Source organism: Bradyrhizobium sp. NBAIM01, assembly GCF_020194115.1.
Taxonomy (GTDB): Bacteria; Pseudomonadota; Alphaproteobacteria; order Rhizobiales; family Xanthobacteraceae; genus Bradyrhizobium; species Bradyrhizobium yuanmingense.
This window is the reverse complement of record NZ_JADYVU010000006.1, coordinates 346,551-363,276: the sequence shown is the minus strand read 5'-3', so window position 1 is coordinate 363,276 and position 16,726 is coordinate 346,551. Positions and strand designations below refer to the sequence as shown.

17 protein-coding genes are annotated in these 16,726 nt (G+C 63.1%); 8 read left to right on the top strand and 9 right to left on the bottom strand.

The window, feature by feature from the left end:
* Positions 1–423 precede the first annotated feature (423 nt).
* From I6F31_RS22065 to I6F31_RS22045, 5 genes are all read right to left on the bottom strand, one after another.
* Positions 424–711 carry a hypothetical protein gene (locus tag I6F31_RS22065; RefSeq protein ID WP_225186086.1) on the bottom strand — a complete coding sequence of 96 codons (288 nt, stop codon included), beginning with the start codon at positions 709–711 and terminating at the stop codon, positions 424–426.
* Positions 711–1,175: a hypothetical protein gene (locus I6F31_RS22060; RefSeq protein ID WP_225186085.1), complete on the bottom strand. Its 465-nt coding sequence runs from the start codon at positions 1,173–1,175 to the stop codon at positions 711–713. Before I6F31_RS22060 ends, I6F31_RS22065 begins: the two co-directional genes overlap by 1 nt.
* 2 nt (positions 1,176–1,177) lie before the next feature.
* On the bottom strand, positions 1,178–1,546 hold the full coding sequence (locus I6F31_RS22055) for a recombination protein NinG (protein ID WP_225186084.1): 369 nt from the start codon (positions 1,544–1,546) through the stop codon (positions 1,178–1,180).
* Between the two features lie 163 nt (positions 1,547–1,709).
* Positions 1,710–2,132 (bottom strand): DUF3102 domain-containing protein, encoded by a 423-nt coding sequence (locus tag I6F31_RS22050; RefSeq protein ID WP_225186083.1) that lies wholly within the window; start codon positions 2,130–2,132, stop codon positions 1,710–1,712.
* A gap of 380 nt (positions 2,133–2,512) precedes the next feature.
* A complete protein-coding gene (locus I6F31_RS22045; protein WP_225186082.1) occupies positions 2,513–3,790 on the bottom strand; it encodes a site-specific integrase in 1,278 nt (425 codons plus the stop codon).
* Positions 3,791–5,204: 1,414 nt separating this feature from the next.
* On the opposite strand from I6F31_RS22045, the gene I6F31_RS22040 reads away from it, so the two are divergent.
* The 5 genes from I6F31_RS22040 (at position 5,205) to I6F31_RS22020 (ending at position 8,363) form a co-directional block, all read left to right on the top strand.
* Entirely contained in the window at positions 5,205–5,552 is a 348-nt protein-coding gene (locus I6F31_RS22040; RefSeq protein ID WP_036012559.1) for a response regulator, read from the top strand.
* A 116-nt stretch (positions 5,553–5,668) separates the two neighbouring features.
* Positions 5,669–5,860, top strand: a complete 192-nt coding sequence (locus I6F31_RS22035; protein ID WP_225112455.1) for a hypothetical protein — start codon at positions 5,669–5,671, stop codon at positions 5,858–5,860.
* 1,447 nt (positions 5,861–7,307) lie between these two features.
* Complete coding sequence (locus I6F31_RS22030; RefSeq protein ID WP_225112456.1) at positions 7,308–7,502, top strand: hypothetical protein; 195 nt, start codon at positions 7,308–7,310, stop codon at positions 7,500–7,502.
* A gap of 207 nt (positions 7,503–7,709) precedes the next feature.
* Positions 7,710–7,868 carry a hypothetical protein gene (locus I6F31_RS22025; protein WP_164936882.1) on the top strand — a complete coding sequence of 53 codons (159 nt, stop codon included), beginning with the start codon at positions 7,710–7,712 and terminating at the stop codon, positions 7,866–7,868.
* Between the two features lie 324 nt (positions 7,869–8,192).
* The gene (locus I6F31_RS22020; RefSeq protein ID WP_167361663.1) at positions 8,193–8,363 is read left to right on the top strand and encodes a hypothetical protein; all 171 of its coding nucleotides are present in this window, start codon (positions 8,193–8,195) and stop codon (positions 8,361–8,363) included.
* A gap of 13 nt (positions 8,364–8,376) precedes the next feature.
* Here I6F31_RS22020 and I6F31_RS22015 read toward each other — a convergent pair whose 3' ends face one another.
* Together I6F31_RS22015 and I6F31_RS22010 are read right to left on the bottom strand one after the other, a co-directional pair.
* A complete protein-coding gene (locus tag I6F31_RS22015; protein ID WP_225147080.1) occupies positions 8,377–9,048 on the bottom strand; it encodes a hypothetical protein in 672 nt (223 codons plus the stop codon).
* Between the two features lie 1,276 nt (positions 9,049–10,324).
* The gene (locus I6F31_RS22010; RefSeq protein ID WP_057029353.1) at positions 10,325–13,423 is read right to left on the bottom strand and encodes a DEAD/DEAH box helicase; all 3,099 of its coding nucleotides are present in this window, start codon (positions 13,421–13,423) and stop codon (positions 10,325–10,327) included.
* A 499-nt stretch (positions 13,424–13,922) separates the two neighbouring features.
* Between I6F31_RS22010 and I6F31_RS22005 the strand changes: the two genes are divergently transcribed.
* Complete coding sequence (locus I6F31_RS22005; RefSeq protein WP_036012567.1) at positions 13,923–14,207, top strand: hypothetical protein; 285 nt, start codon at positions 13,923–13,925, stop codon at positions 14,205–14,207.
* A 4-nt stretch (positions 14,208–14,211) separates the two neighbouring features.
* On the opposite strand, the gene I6F31_RS22000 is transcribed toward I6F31_RS22005, so the two are convergent.
* Complete coding sequence (locus tag I6F31_RS22000) at positions 14,212–14,604, bottom strand: NUDIX hydrolase (RefSeq protein ID WP_157286040.1); 393 nt, start codon at positions 14,602–14,604, stop codon at positions 14,212–14,214.
* A 134-nt stretch (positions 14,605–14,738) separates the two neighbouring features.
* Positions 14,739–15,824 (bottom strand): AI-2E family transporter, encoded by a 1,086-nt coding sequence (locus I6F31_RS21995; protein ID WP_036012571.1) that lies wholly within the window; start codon positions 15,822–15,824, stop codon positions 14,739–14,741.
* Positions 15,825–16,045: 221 nt separating this feature from the next.
* Here I6F31_RS21995 and I6F31_RS21990 point away from each other — a divergent pair, with 221 nt between their 5' ends.
* Both I6F31_RS21990 and I6F31_RS21985 read left to right on the top strand, forming a co-directional pair.
* Positions 16,046–16,273 (top strand): hypothetical protein, encoded by a 228-nt coding sequence (locus I6F31_RS21990; RefSeq protein ID WP_036012574.1) that lies wholly within the window; start codon positions 16,046–16,048, stop codon positions 16,271–16,273.
* A gap of 102 nt (positions 16,274–16,375) precedes the next feature.
* Positions 16,376–16,678, top strand: a complete 303-nt coding sequence (locus I6F31_RS21985; RefSeq protein ID WP_036012577.1) for a hypothetical protein — start codon at positions 16,376–16,378, stop codon at positions 16,676–16,678.
* Positions 16,679–16,726 lie beyond the last annotated feature (48 nt).

The window sequence follows — 16,726 nt, the reverse complement described above, 5'->3', positions numbered from 1 at the left end:
CGATATCGCGGATGGTCTGATCGCTCACGCCGCGCTGGAGGTCCTTGCGCCATTCATTCACATCGTATTCCCACATAGCTCACTTCTCCTTTCCGCCGCCGTGACGGCCTTGTGTCCCAGCTGGCTGCACCGTGCGACCGCCACCGGGGCCTGTGGTCCCTTGGGTCAAGGTATTGCCCAGCGGGACCGAGATCGGACCCGGGGCCCCAGCCGCTGGACGAGTGGTGACCACTTGCATCCCGATCCGGGAGGTCTCCTGCGGAGAGATGCCTTTCGCGGGCTTGCCACCCTTCACTCCGCCGGAGACGTTCTTGTTCATGCCCACGCCGCCGCCGTTTCGGGCGCGAGGCGCGGATTGCATCTTCGATTGCGAGCCGCCGAAGCCGGAGAAGGGAGATCGTTTAGACATCGCTTAGTTTCCTTTCAGGTACGAGGTTGAATGCCTGGGGTGTATTGAAGTTGGCGCAACAGCTGATCCGAGATCGGCGTGTACCAAGCGACCATTTGGTCATAGGCGGCCTGATCCAGGGCTTTCGCATTCAGTGGCAACGGGATCGGGACCGGAGTGCCATTAAACTGCCCGCCTGCTTCCCAAGGCGATGCCACAACCCGGGCCGCGGCTTCACCGGGCGCGTACTCGATCATGGTGCCAACGGGGATTACCATCGCGCCGCCTTTGCAGGGAAAGTCACCGAGCAACTGAAATTTCATCAGGCGCCCCCATCGATCACGCGGAGCCGCGGTTTCTCTTCGAGCTCTTCGAGGACTGCTTTGAACTTCACTCGCCCTTCGGAGGTCGGAAATCGTACAGCCCAGAACCGCGACCACGCGAGAGTGTTGGCGAGAACGTCCTTTGCGAGATCGCGGGAATGATAGATGTCGAGCAGAACACTCGCGAACTTCACATCCGCGGTCCAGACAGCGCGCGCCTCGAAAATATCGACAACCGCTTCTGGTCCCGGGACGTTGGCGCTGACGAAGTAGTCAGGCCCGACGACATGGTTACGGACGAAGGTGAATAGCGGCCCACTGGCGTTTTGATTGTGCTCGGCGTTGAACTCCCTCCTGATGACTTCTCCCATCTCGGCCATGATCTCCCGGATTGTGATGTTGTGCCTGCGTGCTAGGCGCTCCAGTTGCCTGTACTCGGTGTCACTCAAAGCGAATGCGCGCATCTCTAGCTCTCCACTGTCGGGGCGACGTATTCGGGATCGAACCACACGGCGCTGATATCGTTGACGGCATCCACGCGTTCACCGAGGGGGCGCTCTTTGGGCAAAGATGCCAGCGCTTTGCTCCACGCGGGCGCAGGGAGGTTGGCTCCATAGACCGGTGACGCGCCGGTCACTGCGGGGCCGCTGCTCTCGTCGTCGCGCCCTGCTTCCATTTCGAAATAGCTGCTGGGCATCTCGCTCCGATAGCGGCGTACGGCTTCGCGCCGCTCATTCGCGAACCATGCGATGCGGCACGCTGGACTACAGAACCGTTGCTTTGCTTCGCGAGGCGCAAACGGCTCGCCGCATTCGGCACATTTGAGTTGGGGCATTGAGCACACTCCTTGATTGTATGAAGTGATCACCGGCCGTATTACGGGTTAAGTCAATCGTGTTGATGTTCCTCGCACCCGACCGAACACGCGGCGCCAAACAAAAAGGGCGCCGGAGCGGATTTGCCCCGGCGCCCTCAATCGGCGGATCGCGTGCGGTGGTTTAGGTTGCTCTGCGCTTTGGCTTCTTCTTCGCTTCAAGCATCTGCACGTACTTGAGCAGCGCGCTGATGCTCAAATGCGCATTGCCCTGCGCTTTCTCCGCAAGCAACTGGCGAACTTCGGCTTCGTGCCGGGCAATCCGCATGTAGTTCTGCGCGGTTCGCATCGAGAGCCGGCACGAGGCGACGTAGTCCTCAAAGCCGCCATGCCGAACACGCTCCTTGGCAGCCTTCAATTGCAAGCCGGCATCGAGCGCGCGTTCCGCTGCCGTAAGCAGCGCGGCCTCAACATCGGCATGGGCTTGGCGGATGTTGGCCGCGAGTTCGTCCAGCGTCGGCGGCGGCTGGGGCACCACTACAAGCTCGCGTTGCGCCGTGGCTATCGGCAGCGCGGAGCCGATGAAGCGTTTCAGGGTTTCGCTCATCGCTCAGCCCTCCGTGCGATCATGGCCGCAAGGGCCGCCTCGCATTCACTGCGAAGCCATCGGGAAGCATTGGGGCCGACCTTGATCGGTGCGGGGTAACGTCCAGCCTTCATGCCACGATAGAGAGTGGCTGGGTGGATGGGCTTGGTACCACCGATAAGACGACAGACGGCGCGAAGGTCTAACAGGTCATTGCATTCGATAAGGTGTGAGGCAGCACGCGGCTCCTCACGCTGAGCTAGCAGCGTCATCGTACACTCCAAATGTATGTGGAATGCCGATCCCGATTGACGCCCACTCGGGTCTCATGTGCGGCTCCCGCTGATCAGTCTAGCGGGTTTCTATGGGCACCTGTGCAAGAGCATATCACGCCTTGCGCGCTACTGCGAGAGGGCTTCGGCTTCGCTTCCCGTCGCATCCGGACGCGCCACCCGCACTAGCCGTAGAGCGGTGGGCCTCCCGCTAACGATCCGATCCACCAAGCCAGCAAGCGCTACGAATGCCGCCCGCTTCTCATCGAGGTATTCATATCGGTCATAGGTCTCGCGGACCCCGCCGATGACATGGCCAAGACAGCGCTCAGCATGATCGGCCGGGACCTTGGCGCGGGACATAAGCGAACGGGCGGTGCGGCGGAGGTCGTGGAGGGTCCAGCGAGGGATTGGGTCCCTGCCCTCCGCCTTCCTGATCTTGGCGATCTCGGCGTCCAGCGCTCGCTTGGCCTTCGCGAACCCACTGAACGGCTTCTTTCCGGCGATGTTGCCACCGGTCGCGCTTGAGAACACAAACCACGAGTTGCCTTCGAAGCCGTCGGGCTTGCCGCCGATGAGCGCCCTCGCCTGCCGGCTGAGCGGGATCACATGGTCCAGCTTATTCTTGTACCGCTCGCCGGGAATGGTCCAAAGGTCACCGTCAAGTTCGGTTGAATGCATTCCAGCGGATTCATTGCGCCGGGTCGCACAAAGCAACAGGGACCGGACATAGGCCGGGTAGCAGGCCGGCAAATCGGGTGCCGTGTCTAGTGCACCCCACACGTCTCGGATTTCATCATCCGCAAGGATTCGCTTTCGCGATCGTTCCTTTGGCTTGGTGCGGGCCATGCCCCGAACGATAGGAGATTTGAATTCATCATCCCGGGCCGCCTGCCAATTGAAAGCCTTCCGCACGTGGGCCAGGACGCGGTCGGCCATGACCGGGCCGGCTTCGTCCTCGACCGCGTCCAGCATCTCGACAACGTCGCGGCGCTTTAAGTCATAGATCGATTTGGCGCCCAGCCGAGGGCGGACGTAGGCGTCAAAGGCCCGCGTGATTTGGTCGGCGCTGCGGAGCTTGGTGACGTGACGCTTCACGAAGGCGTCCAGTACGACATCAAGGTTCCCGGCCTTGGCCGCTCGGGGATCTTTGCCCGCTTCAAGATCGGCGCGGGCTTCGTCGGCCCGGGTGTGGGCACTGGCGAGTGAGGTTGCCGGATAGGTCCCGAACGTCATCCGGACCCGCTTGCCCGACCATGTGAAAAGGTAGGTCCAAGACTTCGCGCCGGACTGGCTCACCCGCAGCGCAAGGCCGGGGTAGTCCTCATCGAAATAGTCGGTTTGCACGTCGCCTTCCGCCGCCTTGGCGTGGGCGCAAAAGCGGTCTGTGAGCGAACGTTTTGGCAAGCGCGGCTCCGTACCTTTCGCGTACCTTTTAGGTACATGTGCACGCGCTATGATGCGCTTATCGGAGCCGAAAGGCAATTGCTCGCGACGAATTTATTACATTGATTCAATCCATTAGTGCGACAACTTGCGACCCGTCGCGATGAGGTGCAATCACCTGCAAATCGCCAGTACCATAACTTTTAATCACGGGGTCCTGGGTTCGAGCCCCAGCGCGCTCACCAAGCTAATCAAGCACCTAGAGCCAAAATTCAGCCCTTCGAGTTGAGGGGATTTTTGGGGCCTGCACACAGTGTGCACACTCGCCGGGTGCAGCCATGACCGCCATCGATATTGTCGGCTGGGTTCTCTTGGCAGTGGTTCTGGTGCTAACCCTAGGCTTTGCGAAGAAGCCGCCAACGTGAGCCGTGCCATTCACAGCGGGTTCATACGTGCTGAGGCACGCTGCGCCCCATGGAGATTCTCAGATGATCGTTTCCGTGCTCGCCGCAGCATTACTTATGGGCCCGCCCGTGCCGGGGCTGGTTCAGCCACCCATCCAGCAGGTCCAGTATGGTGTGCCAAGACACCCGCCTCCATGCGGCCACGGTTGGGACCTGAGCGCCCGAGACGGCATGTGTTATCCGAACGGGGCCCTCCCTCCTCAAGAACAGGCTGCGCGGCAGTACTATCATCGCGGCGGCGGAGGTTACGGTGGAGGCTACGGTAGACATCCCGTCCGATGCGGCCACGGCGCCGACGTCGATATTCGAGACGGTCGGTGCTACCCCAACGGCACGGTGCCGCCACAGTTTCAGCAGGGCCGGCAGGGATATTACGGTTATGGCGACTATTATCACCGCCCAAGGCGCCATTACTATTAAGCTATCAAAGGCCCGCCAGCGCGAACCGGCGGGCTCCTGTCACAAGCCTGTGGCATGTCCGTTGCACAGTCGAAGCCAACTGGGATTTCAGCGCTCAGTTTGAGAATGACACGCTGCCGGGACATGTATTTCGAGCCCGGCAGCGTTCGAATTCGAGACTCGTGAGACAACCGCTATGGCATGAGCAGAATCAAGCGCACGGGCACATTTCCGGAGCCTGCTGCTTCGCCTCCTCCAAATCATCGTCCTCAGCGTCGCTGTCGTCCTGCTCCATGTCGGTGAAATAGTCGCCTCGCATGCTCTTGGTTCATTGCCCGATCCAGGCTCCCGGCCCTGGGTTCGAGCCCCAGCGCGCTCACCAATAAAATCAAGTAGCAAAAATCGAAATGCCGTCCGGCTCAGCAGGTGGGCAGGAACAAAGGTCACCCGTTCCAGCTTGAGTCTCGCTGGCTCGTCGGCCGAGTTGGCGGAGGCGGCGCCGACCAGCCGGCACTATGTTTTCTGCGCATGGGTCCTCATGTCGTGGACGAAGAGCGCGACTGGAGGGAGACTTGCGGGTTCTTGTAGCCGAAGACGAAGACCTGATCCGGGACGTGGTGGTCGACATCCTGGAGACTCACGGGCACGAGGTGATGGAAGCTGATAGCGGCGAGCGCGCGCTCGAGCTCTGTGCCGAAGCCACACCCGATCTCTTGTTCACCGACATCAGGTTGGCGGGCTCGCTGACGGGCTGGGATGTCGCCATCCAGTGCAGGCAATCCAATCCGCGCATGCCTGTGATCTACGCCACCGGCTACACGCACGCCGCTCCGCGTCCGGTGTCCGGCAGCATCATGCTCCAGAAGCCGTTCGGGCTTGAACGCCTCTTGGAAGCGATGCAGTCGCTCGCGGGCGATTAGCTGCAGCCAGCCGCGGTCAATGCTTTGCAGACTGACAATTGTCAGTCGTTCGACTCCACGCAGGAACGAAGGGCCTTCCGCACGCTTTGGCAGGAATGCCAAATGTCTCGCCCGGGATGGTCAGGCCGCTGCGGCTCGCTCTGCTGTATGGGCACCTGATCGCGCGGGGCACGCGGCTGTATCATCCGGGCGGCTCGCAGCCGGTGTGCAGCCTGTCATTTGCCAAGCAAATGGTCGAGGCGGGTTTGCTCTGCGCAAATGGCGAGAGCTTCGAGCTGACGCAGGAAGGCCGGAGCTTCGCCGGTTGATGCGCACATCATTGGCTTCCCCACGAACTCAACAACCGCTGGCGCGTGACCAGGGTCGTGAAGTCAAGCGAGGCGTTCCAAGCAGCCCGCCCGCCGGATCTGACAATCTACGGTGACAGTGCACTCAACTGTGAACGAAAACTCGACCAGTTGCCATTTTTTCCCGAAACGATTCACATATGCGAATGAAGCTACAAAGAAGAATGCCGCTTCCTGAGAGGTGCTGGGCAAATCGGGAGCATGCTTCATTGACTGACGAGGTTCCGTCGCAAAGCCGATTTTTCATTCGCATGGGCGGCAAGGGTTGGATGGTCTACGATCGAGAACGCAGGGGCCCAGCACTGATCGGGACCGATATGGCGGCCAATCTGACCAAGGAGCGAGCTGAACAATTGCTACTTCTGCTGATGCCCTCACGCGCGGAGAGGTCGCGTGCGGCGAACGATGGTGGTTCGCCAGCGTGAACCGGTAGGCCCAATGGTTGCGGCCTCCTTTTTCGCGCGCCGCATTCGAACGTGTTCACCGGCCGCCGTTCGCGTTGCCGTCGGGGCTGGTTCTGGCCTAGACCTCGAAAATTTAATGCTGGACGGTATCTTTTGAGACACCCAGCTCGAATGTTTGAGCAGACGATATCACCCGGCGTGCCACGCTGAGTGGTGCGTCGGGCGGCCTCGGTGTGTCCGCAGCCAGCCCCGGGACGCCCGGGGCCGTTCCTTTGGATTCACGTTTGTTGATGCAGGAACGTCCCTCCAGGACGAACATGTCGTTACCGGGGCCGGCAAGTTTCATCTCGGATCTATCGTAACCCGGTAGGGCCGCTGTTCCAGAGCGGCGGCCCTTGTTCTGAAGCGTGAACCGGGGGCCGCGCCTAGCGCCTCTTTGGCCGATCGGTTTCTGCTGATCGCGATTTAGGGTTGCCACCCTTGCGAATTGTCGGGGGCGGCTTGCCCGCGTGACTATGCCTCTCTTGCATTTGCTCGGCTGCGACTACGCGCGAGCGCAGATCTTCCAATGCGGAAAGCCCAGAAGCAAGCTCATCGAAACGCTGCTTCAGAACAGCGGTGTGATCGAAAGTGCCCATGTACCCCCTCCGTCAACGAGCCGACCGAAAAGTGGGAAAATCATGCAATCGAGGAATGCAGAGGCATGGAGTCAGTTCCTTTGAAGAGTGCTGCGCCGTTGTCGCAGTTCGTGCGATGCGACTCGGCTCCTCCATCCGCGAACGCTCAGAGGCAGGCGCCACGGCCACGATCGCAAATCGCGGCTAGCGCCAATGACGGCCCCGACCGTGGGGGGCTTTTGGGGTGTGAGGCCGGGGCCGCTGGAGGTGCTTGGACCTTTGGGGAAGGCCAAAGCCACCGAAGACTAGGAAAAATCGGCAATCGCTTCTGCTCGCTTTCGCACATTGCTTGTACGTTTTGTTTGCGCAGAACGAAGCCAATTGCCAATGAAGGATTATCTGGCGCAGATCGAGAAACTTGGCAAAGATGCGGCCGAACGCGCCCTGATCCGCGACTTGGCTACCGATCCAGCCAAGCGCGAAGTGTTCGACAGGCTCGCAAGCCACCTCACGGTCCTTGCTGACCAAGTGGAAATGGCGATGGTTGAGCGGAAGGCCGGGACCGACCCGTCTCGGCCTTAGAAGCACGCCGCGGATCCGGTGCCCGATCCGCGCAGACATGGCCCAGTGATTTTGTGGCTCCAGGCTTCGAAGCCGCAGTGGTGGTCGACATGCTGAGCGGAGCTGCGGAGATGCTGATGCACCGCCAATCCAGATCAGCATGGGAACGTTTCGATCGGCACTGAGTCCTACAGGCGCAATCCATCCCGTTTCCTCGTGGATCGAACGATGGAAAAAGCACTCGCCTATGCCATCTCGGCGGCCCTTGTGGGCTTCGGTCTTTTGATCTTTTTCGCCGGTCTGTCTTCCAGCTCGCCCGCCTTATGGACGATCGTCGCGCTGGTCCCGATCACGATCGGGATCGTGAGCGCCTTTGGTCCTGTGTGACTTGATGTGGAAACCAGGGCTTTAGGTCAGCCCGTCTGTATTTTTCGAATCGGCAGCCCGTGTTCGCTCTCTCGGAGCTTCCAACCGCTGGTGACCCGCGTGAGCCATTTCGTCTCGATGCTTCTGCTTGCGACGGCCCTGGTCCTGACGTTGTGCTTCGGAGTGGCGGCCTGGCGCCTCTCGGCAGACAAAGAGGCCGACATCACCGCCACGATTTCCCATCAGGAATACGGTTGGAGGCCAAGGCCCAGCAACTGAAACTTTGACACACCCGCTGACATCGCGCCGGAAACGTGTAGGATTCCCCAAAACCGGAGGAACGGCATGTTTGAAATCAACGGTTTCGACACGGCGGGCGTCGTCAATCTCAAGCGGTCCTCACTCGCCGCGGCCCTCAAAAAGGCCAGGGAGCTGGTCGAGGACGGATGCTGGGACGTTCAGGTCGTTGATCCCACAGGCCGGGTCTATACCTCGTTCGAGGAGGAAGCGGCCTAGCCAGAACGCGTCCTCAGCTCTCCGGCGCCGCCACCGCAGCCGGCGCGGTCAGCGGAGCCCCTCCGATCGACACCGGCCCTAGAGGCCCCAGGGGCTTGGGCTCACGCACCAGCCGCTTGCGCATCGCGGCGGATAGTCCGTAGCGCGCATTCGCTCTGCGAACGGACGATGTCACGTCCGACATCATCACATTCTGCAGCGAGTCGACCTTGGCGATCAGCGTGGACAGCTGCGAGGAGATCTTCTTCACGTCGACCCGCTCGTCCGTGATGCTCTGCCGCAGCGACAGCAGCAAGAGTGAATCCTGCTGCAGCAAGGCTGCATTCTGCTGCAGCGTCTGGTTGTTCTCATGCAGCGAAGCGGTGTGCTGCTGCTGGGCCGACTGGATCTCCTTCAGGGCGGTGACGACCGGATCCGGTTTCGGTGCCGGTGCCTCCTGCCGCGGCAGCAGTTCGGCGAGGCTGGCAACATTCAATGACGGCATGCCGGAGGGCGACGTATAGATGGCCGCCGCGCCGTTGATGGCGAGGGCACACACCGCCAGCGGCAGGATCGTCTTGCGGCGGGGCGTGATTGGCGGCGTTTCAGCTTCCGGGCCTGCGGGTTCCTGCGCGCCTGCAGCGTCTGCAAGGGCGACGGCGTCGAGCTCTTCGGCGAAGCTTAGCGTTTCGAAGGACGTGGTCATTTGCACTGACCCCCCATGGAGCGAGCAACAGGAAGCCGCCCCCTGGAACGCCCTCGCGACGATCCGCTTACGCAGCACCCATACACAACTGCCTAAAATTGTCGGCTTTCTGGATTAATTCCGCGTTAGCGGCGCGGCCGGCGGACGGGCCGGCGCCCCCGGCCGATTACGGATCCGGCGCAAGCTCCTCGCCGCGCATCCGGCAACAGCCATGCCAGCAACGGATTTTCCGAAGTTGGCATAATGCCACTGTTTTGCCCGACAAATCAACGGCCAAGTGACGGCGCCTCCGGCACGGACTCGGCACGATAGGCCTGATCCGGGTCGTGGACCACGCTTGCTTGGGCCACCTCGGCCGCGATGGACGCGCCGAATGCAGAACGCCTTATCGCACAAGCACATAGCTACTGTGCATGGGGTTGTTTTCGCACTTTCCGATTTACCCCCCCCCCAGCAGCTCGAACAGCTCGTGCGTCCGCTCAAACCGCGAGCGCCACATGTGCTTTGGTAGAGCGCGATGCACCGAGTCGACCTGTTCCCCCGTCACTCGCAGATTACAAACCTGGTCCTATCGGGCTCGTAACGCGTTTGGGCGACACAGTCGTTCGTCGCTCGACCCGGGCCTTGGCATCCAGCACCTTGTCTCCAGCTCGTGCGGCTCGCGGCCGACTGATCTGGTCCGAAAGGCTCGAGCCTCTCCCTGACAGACTATTTGAACCAACACTGGCGTTTCCTTGAGCCTGTGTTGCCGGTCGGAATCTGCTTTGGGAGAACGCCGAACCAGCGGCCTTTTGATCTTCATTGCTCGTGCCGCTGCCAATTGCGCCGATCGGCAGGCCATTTTGAGCGCGACCAGCCCCGGCATTTCTCGCGGCCTGAGCTGCCGCCCGCGACCTCGCAGGCGTGGCGGGCTGGACGTTCGAATTGGTCGCTTCGCTGTTGGTGCCCAGATCTCCGCCGGGCGCGATGTCCTTCGTCCCCATCCCTGGGGGTGCTGAGGGACCTGCATTGCCCGCACTCGTCCCCATTCCAGAAGGCGCCGAGCCGCCAGCGCTACCTTGCCCCGTTCCCATGCCCGCTCCGGCGGAGCCGGCATTTGCGCCGCCCGCTTGCACCAGGGCCAACAGACATGAGCCTGCGACAATCGTGGCAATCACTGGACGAATGGCATGTGACATCGGACGATCTCCTTCGCCACGCCCAAATTAACTATAATGGTGGAGCAGGGTTTCCGCTACGAATTCGCAGTTGCGAGCGCTGACGAACGCGCAAGCCCCTACCCCTCGTCCAGCAGCTCGAACAGCTCCTCCACCCGCTCGAACGGCGCATCGCGCATCGGGCTGTGATAGACGACGCGGTCGCCGTCGCGTTGCAGTGACTTGCCTCGCGACTTGCGCAGGCGTCCGGGCAGGAACGTCGCGGCCGCAGCTTCAGGCCCGACGTCGAGGCGGATGATGCCGCGTCGCTTGCATTCGATCCTGAGCTTGGCCGCGGCGAAGAAGTCGCGCGCGAGCTTTGGCAAGGGTCCGAAGCGGCGGGAGGTTTCCTCCTCGAGGTCGTCGAGATCGTCCTCGTCGTTGCATCGTGCGGCGCGGGCATAGAGCTCGAGCCGCACCGGCTCGGACTGCACATAGCTCTCGGGCAGCATGTCCCCGACCGGCAGGTTGAGGTCGGGCACCCACAGCTGCTCGTCGCTCTTCTCCGAGGCCATTTTCAGCAGGTGGCTGTAGAGCACGGGCCCGAACACCTGGACGTGGCCGGATTGCTGCTCCGAGAACAAATCGCCCGCGCCGCGCAGATCCAGGTCGCGCTCGCTGATGGCAAAGCCCGCGCCCGGCCGGCTGAACTCCTCGAGCACGGCGAGGCGCTTCTCGGATTGTCCGGACTCCGTCTCGGTGAGCAGATGCGCGAAGGCGCGGATGCCGCCGCGGCCGACGCGTCCGCGCAGCTGGTGCAGTTGAGCGAGGCCGAATTTTTCCGGCCAGCACACCACGATGGTGTTGGCGCGGGGAATGTCGAGACCGCTCTCGACGATGTTGGTCGCGAGCAGGACGTCGGCATGGCCTTCGACGAAGCTCATCATGCGGTCGTCGATTTCGTCCGCGGCCAGCCTGCCGTGCAGGCAGACGATGCGCAGGTCCGGCGCCACGGCCCGCACCCGCGCCAGCATGGGATCGAGATCCTGGATGCGCGGGCAGATCAGGAAGCTTTGGCCGTGGCGGCGCTGCTCGCGCAGCAGCGCCGAGGCGATCGCCGCATCCGACAGCGGCGCGATCCGGGTCGCGACCGGAAGCCGGTGCACCGGGGGCGAGGCGATCACGCTGAGATCACGGAAGCCGGCAAGGCCGGCGGCCAGCGTACGCGGGATTGGCGTCGCGCTCATCATCAGCACATGGACGTTCTTGGCGAGCCCCGCGAGCTTTGCCTTTTCCGCCGCGCCAAAATGCTGCTCCTCGTCGACGATGACGAGGCCGAGATCGTCGAACCTGACGTCCTTGCCGGTGAGCGCCTGCGTGCCGATCACGACCTTGATCCGGCCGCTGCGCAGGCCCTCCTTGGTCTCCCGCAGCGCCGCGCCCGAAGTGGCGCGCGAGAGGTTGCCGACCTCGATGCCGAACGGGGCAAATCGCTTTTGGAATGTCGCGACGTGCTGGCGCGCCAGCACCGTCGTCGGCACCGCGACCGCCACCTGCTTGCCTGACAGCACCACCGCGGCTGCGGCGCGCAGCGCGACCTCGGTCTTGCCGAAGCCGACATCGCCGCAGATCACCCGATCCATCGGATGGCCGGATGCGAGATCATCCAGCACGTCCCGGATCGCCTGGGCCTGGTCGATCGTCGTGAAGTAAGGAAAACGCGCGACGAACTTCTCGTAGGCCGATCCCGGCGGCACCAGCTTTTCGCCGCGCCGCCGCCGGCGCTGGCTGATGTGCTTGGCGAGCGCCTTGCCGGCGATCTGGATCTCGCGCTCGGCCTCGCTGCGGCGCGCCCACCACGTGCTGCCGTCCGCCTTATCGAGCGAAAGCCTGCCGAGCTCGGCGGCGTAAGGCCACATCAAGGCGAGATCGGGCGGCGGCACCAGCACCGCATTGTCGCCGGCGAACTTCAGGCGGATCATCTCGCGCATCGCGCCCCCGCCGGTGTTGACGGTCTGCAGGCCGTCGAGCACGGCAAGGCCGCGCTGGAGATGAACGACCACCGTGCCCTGCTCCGGCGCATCGGCATGGTCGAAGGCCGCGCTCCAGGCGCGCGCCATCGGCTGCGGATGATGCGCGCGGCTGCCGAGCACGTCGGACGCCGTCACCACGACCAGAGGCTTCTTCGCCGGCACGACGAAACCGGCATCGAGATCGGCGAGCAGCGCCGTCTCGCCGCCCCGCCCGCGCGCCGCCTCCTCCCAGTCTTCGCAGCGCTCCGCCTTGACGCCGCTCATCCGCTCCATCACGCGCAGATCGTCCTCGTGCGCGGCAACGAGGATCAGCCGCGACCCGGCCCGGCGCGTCTCCTCGACGAAGCCACGCAACGCCTTCCGGGAGGATGTCAGCTTCGAAAATTCCGGGATGGCCTGGAACGGTGCCGTCCGCGGCAGCACCTTGATGCCCTTGGAGAGCCGCTTCCAATCGCTGCGCCCGAGATATTCGCGCTCCCGCTCGCTGCGGGGCGCGGCCTCCTCGATCGTATCGAGCCATCCGTCGGCATGCGACGGCACGCCGGCATCGGCGATCCATCTGGCGCCCGCGCAATAATCGAACAGGCTGGCGCGCTTGCCGCCTTTGCCGGCAAGGCCGAGCCGCTCCGACATGGGATCGACGAGCAGCTCCCTGGTCTCGAAGATGATCCTATGCTCATGCGGGTCGAAGGCCACGATCCGTTTGATCGTGTGCTGCGAATGCTCGATCCGGAACGGCCCCAGCGCGCCCGCCGGGAATATCTCGAAGGTCTGGCCGTGGAACAGCGCCCCGCCCGGATAATCCGGCTCATCGTCAAGATCGTAACCGAGGGATTGCAGGCGGGACTCCAGCTCCTGCTCGGAGAACGTGCCGCCCACCTTCAAGCTCAGGCTCAGGCGCGACAGGCTGGCCGGCGGCGGCATCCGCTCCATCACCGCTTCGGCCGTCGATACCAGAAACACCGGCTTCTTGGACTTCGCAAGGCGCCTCAGCACGGAGGCTCTGCGCCCCGCGAGCTCGTGCGAGGGCTCCAGTTGATCGAACGGCAAGGTATTCAAGCGCGGAAACACCAGCACCTCGCAGGCGGGGTCGAGCGCGTGAATGACGCTGCCGAGCCGCTCCGCCCTGTTCTCGCTCTCGGCGAGAAACACGATGCCGCTGCGTCCGGACTGCTTCCATTGTCCAAGCAGATGAAGGGCCATCATGCCGAGAGGCGACGAAGACGAGATCGTGGCGCGCTGCGATCCTTTGCTCTTCTTCGGCGGCTTCTTGGCCACCCTTGCCTTCGTGGAAAGCCTCACTTGGACCCGTTTCTGCTCTTGAACCGCCGCAAACTGAATGCGAGCCGCCTTGCCCCTCGAATCGGCAGCTCGGCGCCATGCATATGGGATTTGCCCTGCGAACGCACCCCTCCTCGATAACGTTCGAGGCGGCGGCGCGATCCTTTCGATCTGCTCTTGGCTGTGAGAATGGAGGCACGAAAAAGCCCCAGCGCTTGGAGCCACGCTGGGGCGTTTCGTTCGAAATGAATCGGTTAAGCAATGACGTCTTCATAGCAGCGGTTTCGCCGCGCGCTTGTGAACTGGTTCACACGTCTTGTTGGCTCGGCGATATCTGGCGGCATCGGGCCAGGCCGGCATTCAAGCTTTCTTCAGACATTTCGGATCAGCTGACGATCCATTTCAAAGTGATTGTCATCCGCGCATGAGTTCGGTCCAGGTTCAGTGCACGCGGTGCAAGAACGTGTTTCGCGATCGCGCCGGCCGGTTGCAGGACGGCTATTCCAGGCAATGTCCGAGCTGCGAAGTCGTGCTGTTCTTCGCCGAGGACTCGCAGCATCCTTTCATCAAGCGGGCGATGCGCAGTGCGCGCCAGGTCCGCAAGGAGATGCGGGAGCTCCAGGCCGCGAAGCTCGCCGCACCCGAGCCGGAGGTGGCGCAATCGAGGAGGTTTGCTGGCAGGACGCGATCGGCGGCGCGGGAGGACTAGCGGCTCAGCTTCGCCGCCGCTTGCGCGGAAACAGGCGGTCGCGGATGTAGCGCGAGGTCGCCGTCAGGCGGATGCCGCGGGGCTTGTGCCAGGCGGCGCGGTCGATCTCCTTCTTGTCGCCGATCGCCAGCCTGCCCTTGGCGGACTTGGCGATGAAGATCGCGTCGCTCATCTTGCGGCCGGAGCGCTTGTTCCTCGCCTTCACTTCCTTCCAGAGGCTGATCCTGCCGAGCTTCAGCTTGGGCAATTCCTCCTTGATCTCCCGCCGCAGGCAGTCCTTCTCCGACTCGCGCGCACGCTTGCGGCCGCCCGGAAACATCCACAGGCCGTCCGACCGGCGTCTGACCAACAATACCTTGCCGCGCCTGGCGGCAACCAGCTTGGAAGACTTTGCCATTGCTGCCGTTGTCGAAAACAGAATCGACCCAATGGTAACTTGTCTAGTCAAACAGACAAGTTAGCGACGCGCCTTGATCACAAGCCACGAGCTAACCGGCATGGGCGGCTGACACCGCGCTGGCGGGCGCGAGATCACCCCTTCCCCGTCTCCGCCCGGTCCTCGGTCCTGATCCAGGCCATCATCATTTCCCAGGCCACCGACAGGATGATCGGTCCGATGAACAGTCCGACGATGCCGTGGGCCAGCGTACCGCCGATCACGCCGACGAAGATCACGATGGTCGGGGTGGTCAGGCCACGGCCCATGACCAGCGGCTTCAGCATGGTGTCGATGAAGCCGACCAGGACGAAGAACACGGTGAGCAGCAGCGCGGTGGTGACGTCCTTAGCGGTCCAGATCCAGATGATCACTGGCAGCAGCACCAGGAAAGCACCGATCTGCACGATCGAGAGCAGCAGCACGATGAAGGCAAGAAGGCCCGCGCTCGGCACCGAGGCGAGCTTGAAGCCGATTCCGGCGAGCAGCGCCTGGACGATCGCCACGCCAATGACGCCCTGCGCCACGGCGCGGATGGTCGCACCGGCGAGCGAGAGGAAATGCTCGCTTTGCTCCGGCACGATGCGAAACAGGAAGTTGCGGCCGGCCGCGACCAGGCGCGGCCCATGCGGAAACAGGAAGCCGGCCACGAACACGGAGACGAGAAACTGGAGCGTGCCAAGGCCGGCGTCGCCCGCGAGCGAGAGCAGCGGGCCGGCCAGCGGCTGAAGATACGGCGCCACCTCGCGCACCGCCGTCCGAACGTTGTTGTAGGCCTGATCCCAGAGCTCGTAGAGCCAGGGGCCGACCAGCGGCCAGGACTTAAGCTGCTCCGGAGCCGATTGGAGCACGAGGTCGCCGGTGCCGAGCTGGTGCGCCAGCTCACGCACGCCGTCCACCGCGCTGATGCCGAGCCAGGTCGCCGGGCCGATGACGATACCCAGCGTGATCAGGGTCAGGATTATTGCTGCGGTTTTGGGTCGGCCGCCCAGGATCTTGGCGACCCAGCTGAATGCCGGATAGAACGCGACCGCCAGCACGCCGCTCCAGGCCAGGATTGGCACGAATGGGCGGATGATCAGGAAGGTCCAGATGATCAGCAGGGCGAGCAGGCCGAGGCGGATCACGAGCTGGATGACGTCCTCGCCCGTCAGCAACTGACGGAGGCTTTTCACGGGCACAGCTTTCCTTGCGGCATGAACGCAACTTCCGCGCTTGCGGGCTCAGCCGTTATTGCCAGCAACGTATCTGGCGTCAAGACGACCGGCTGCCGGATACCACATCGCCCGCCCCCAACCCGGCTTGGCTAACGCGGGTTAACCGGATTTCCCCGCGCCGGTTTACGCCCCTGCAAATGCTGGTGACTACCTTTCTTCGTAGTCACCGAAACGCATTCTGGGTCATGGCCAACAGCATCTGGACGATCGAAGAATTCACCTGCACCGGTTGCGGCATGAACTACACCGCGACCAGAGAGGAGCACAGCGAGGCTCACAGCGGCAACTTCAAATGCGGCATCTGCAGCGGCATCGTGCATGCCTGGTCCGGCAAGCACCACTTCTTCGGCTGGCAGGCCGTGAAGACGAGGCCACCGGTGTTCGGGCGGCGCTGGGCCGGCGTCGAATGGTAAGCCGCCTGCGGTGACGCCGGATCCGCCGAATTGCGCCGGCGCCGTTTGCACTCCGTTCACCGATCGCGGCTAGATCAGGATGGATCCTCCGCTTCGAACGCCATGGCCGACCTCAACGCCGTCCTGACCAGGCTCAACGACCGTCTGCTTCGCCTCGAGGGCGAGCTGTTCGTGCTGCGCTCGCTGGCGCGCGCGACATTGACCGCGGGCGACGACCATGCCGCGCGCATGCGCAAGCTGGTCGAGGCCGCAAAAGTCGCGCTCGACGACGAGGCCAAGCGCTCTCTCGACAAGCCGACCCGAAAATATGTCGATGCCGCAACCGCACTGGTGGAGGAGCTGCTGGTCGAACCCACCCCGGCGCGGCCGCTGTTCACGGTGATCGACGGCGGCCGGCGCGACTGAGCGCCCGCCTCAGCACGGCGATGACTACCGCCCATACATGCCCGGCGC

Excerpts from the sequence above, each read along its gene's own strand:
- I6F31_RS22065 (WP_225186086.1), bottom strand. The coding sequence starts at position 711 with ATGAAATTTCAGTTGCTCGGTGACTTTCCCTGCAAAGGCGGCGCGATG.
- I6F31_RS22060 (WP_225186085.1), bottom strand. The coding sequence starts at position 1,175 with ATGCGCGCATTCGCTTTGAGTGACACCGAGTACAGGCAACTGGAGCGC.
- I6F31_RS22055 (WP_225186084.1), bottom strand. The coding sequence starts at position 1,546 with ATGCCCCAACTCAAATGTGCCGAATGCGGCGAGCCGTTTGCGCCTCGC.
- I6F31_RS22050 (WP_225186083.1), bottom strand. The coding sequence starts at position 2,132 with ATGAGCGAAACCCTGAAACGCTTCATCGGCTCCGCGCTGCCGATAGCC.
- I6F31_RS22035 (WP_225112455.1), top strand. The coding sequence starts at position 5,669 with ATGGTCAGGCCGCTGCGGCTCGCTCTGCTGTATGGGCACCTGATCGCG.
- I6F31_RS22030 (WP_225112456.1), top strand. The coding sequence starts at position 7,308 with ATGAAGGATTATCTGGCGCAGATCGAGAAACTTGGCAAAGATGCGGCC.
- I6F31_RS22025 (WP_164936882.1), top strand. The coding sequence starts at position 7,710 with ATGGAAAAAGCACTCGCCTATGCCATCTCGGCGGCCCTTGTGGGCTTC.
- I6F31_RS22020 (WP_167361663.1), top strand. The coding sequence starts at position 8,193 with ATGTTTGAAATCAACGGTTTCGACACGGCGGGCGTCGTCAATCTCAAG.
- I6F31_RS22015 (WP_225147080.1), bottom strand. The coding sequence starts at position 9,048 with ATGACCACGTCCTTCGAAACGCTAAGCTTCGCCGAAGAGCTCGACGCC.
- I6F31_RS22010 (WP_057029353.1), bottom strand. The coding sequence starts at position 13,423 with ATGATGGCCCTTCATCTGCTTGGACAATGGAAGCAGTCCGGACGCAGC.
- I6F31_RS22005 (WP_036012567.1), top strand. The coding sequence starts at position 13,923 with ATGAGTTCGGTCCAGGTTCAGTGCACGCGGTGCAAGAACGTGTTTCGC.
- I6F31_RS22000 (WP_157286040.1), bottom strand. The coding sequence starts at position 14,604 with ATGGCAAAGTCTTCCAAGCTGGTTGCCGCCAGGCGCGGCAAGGTATTG.
- I6F31_RS21990 (WP_036012574.1), top strand. The coding sequence starts at position 16,046 with ATGGCCAACAGCATCTGGACGATCGAAGAATTCACCTGCACCGGTTGC.
- I6F31_RS21985 (WP_036012577.1), top strand. The coding sequence starts at position 16,376 with ATGGCCGACCTCAACGCCGTCCTGACCAGGCTCAACGACCGTCTGCTT.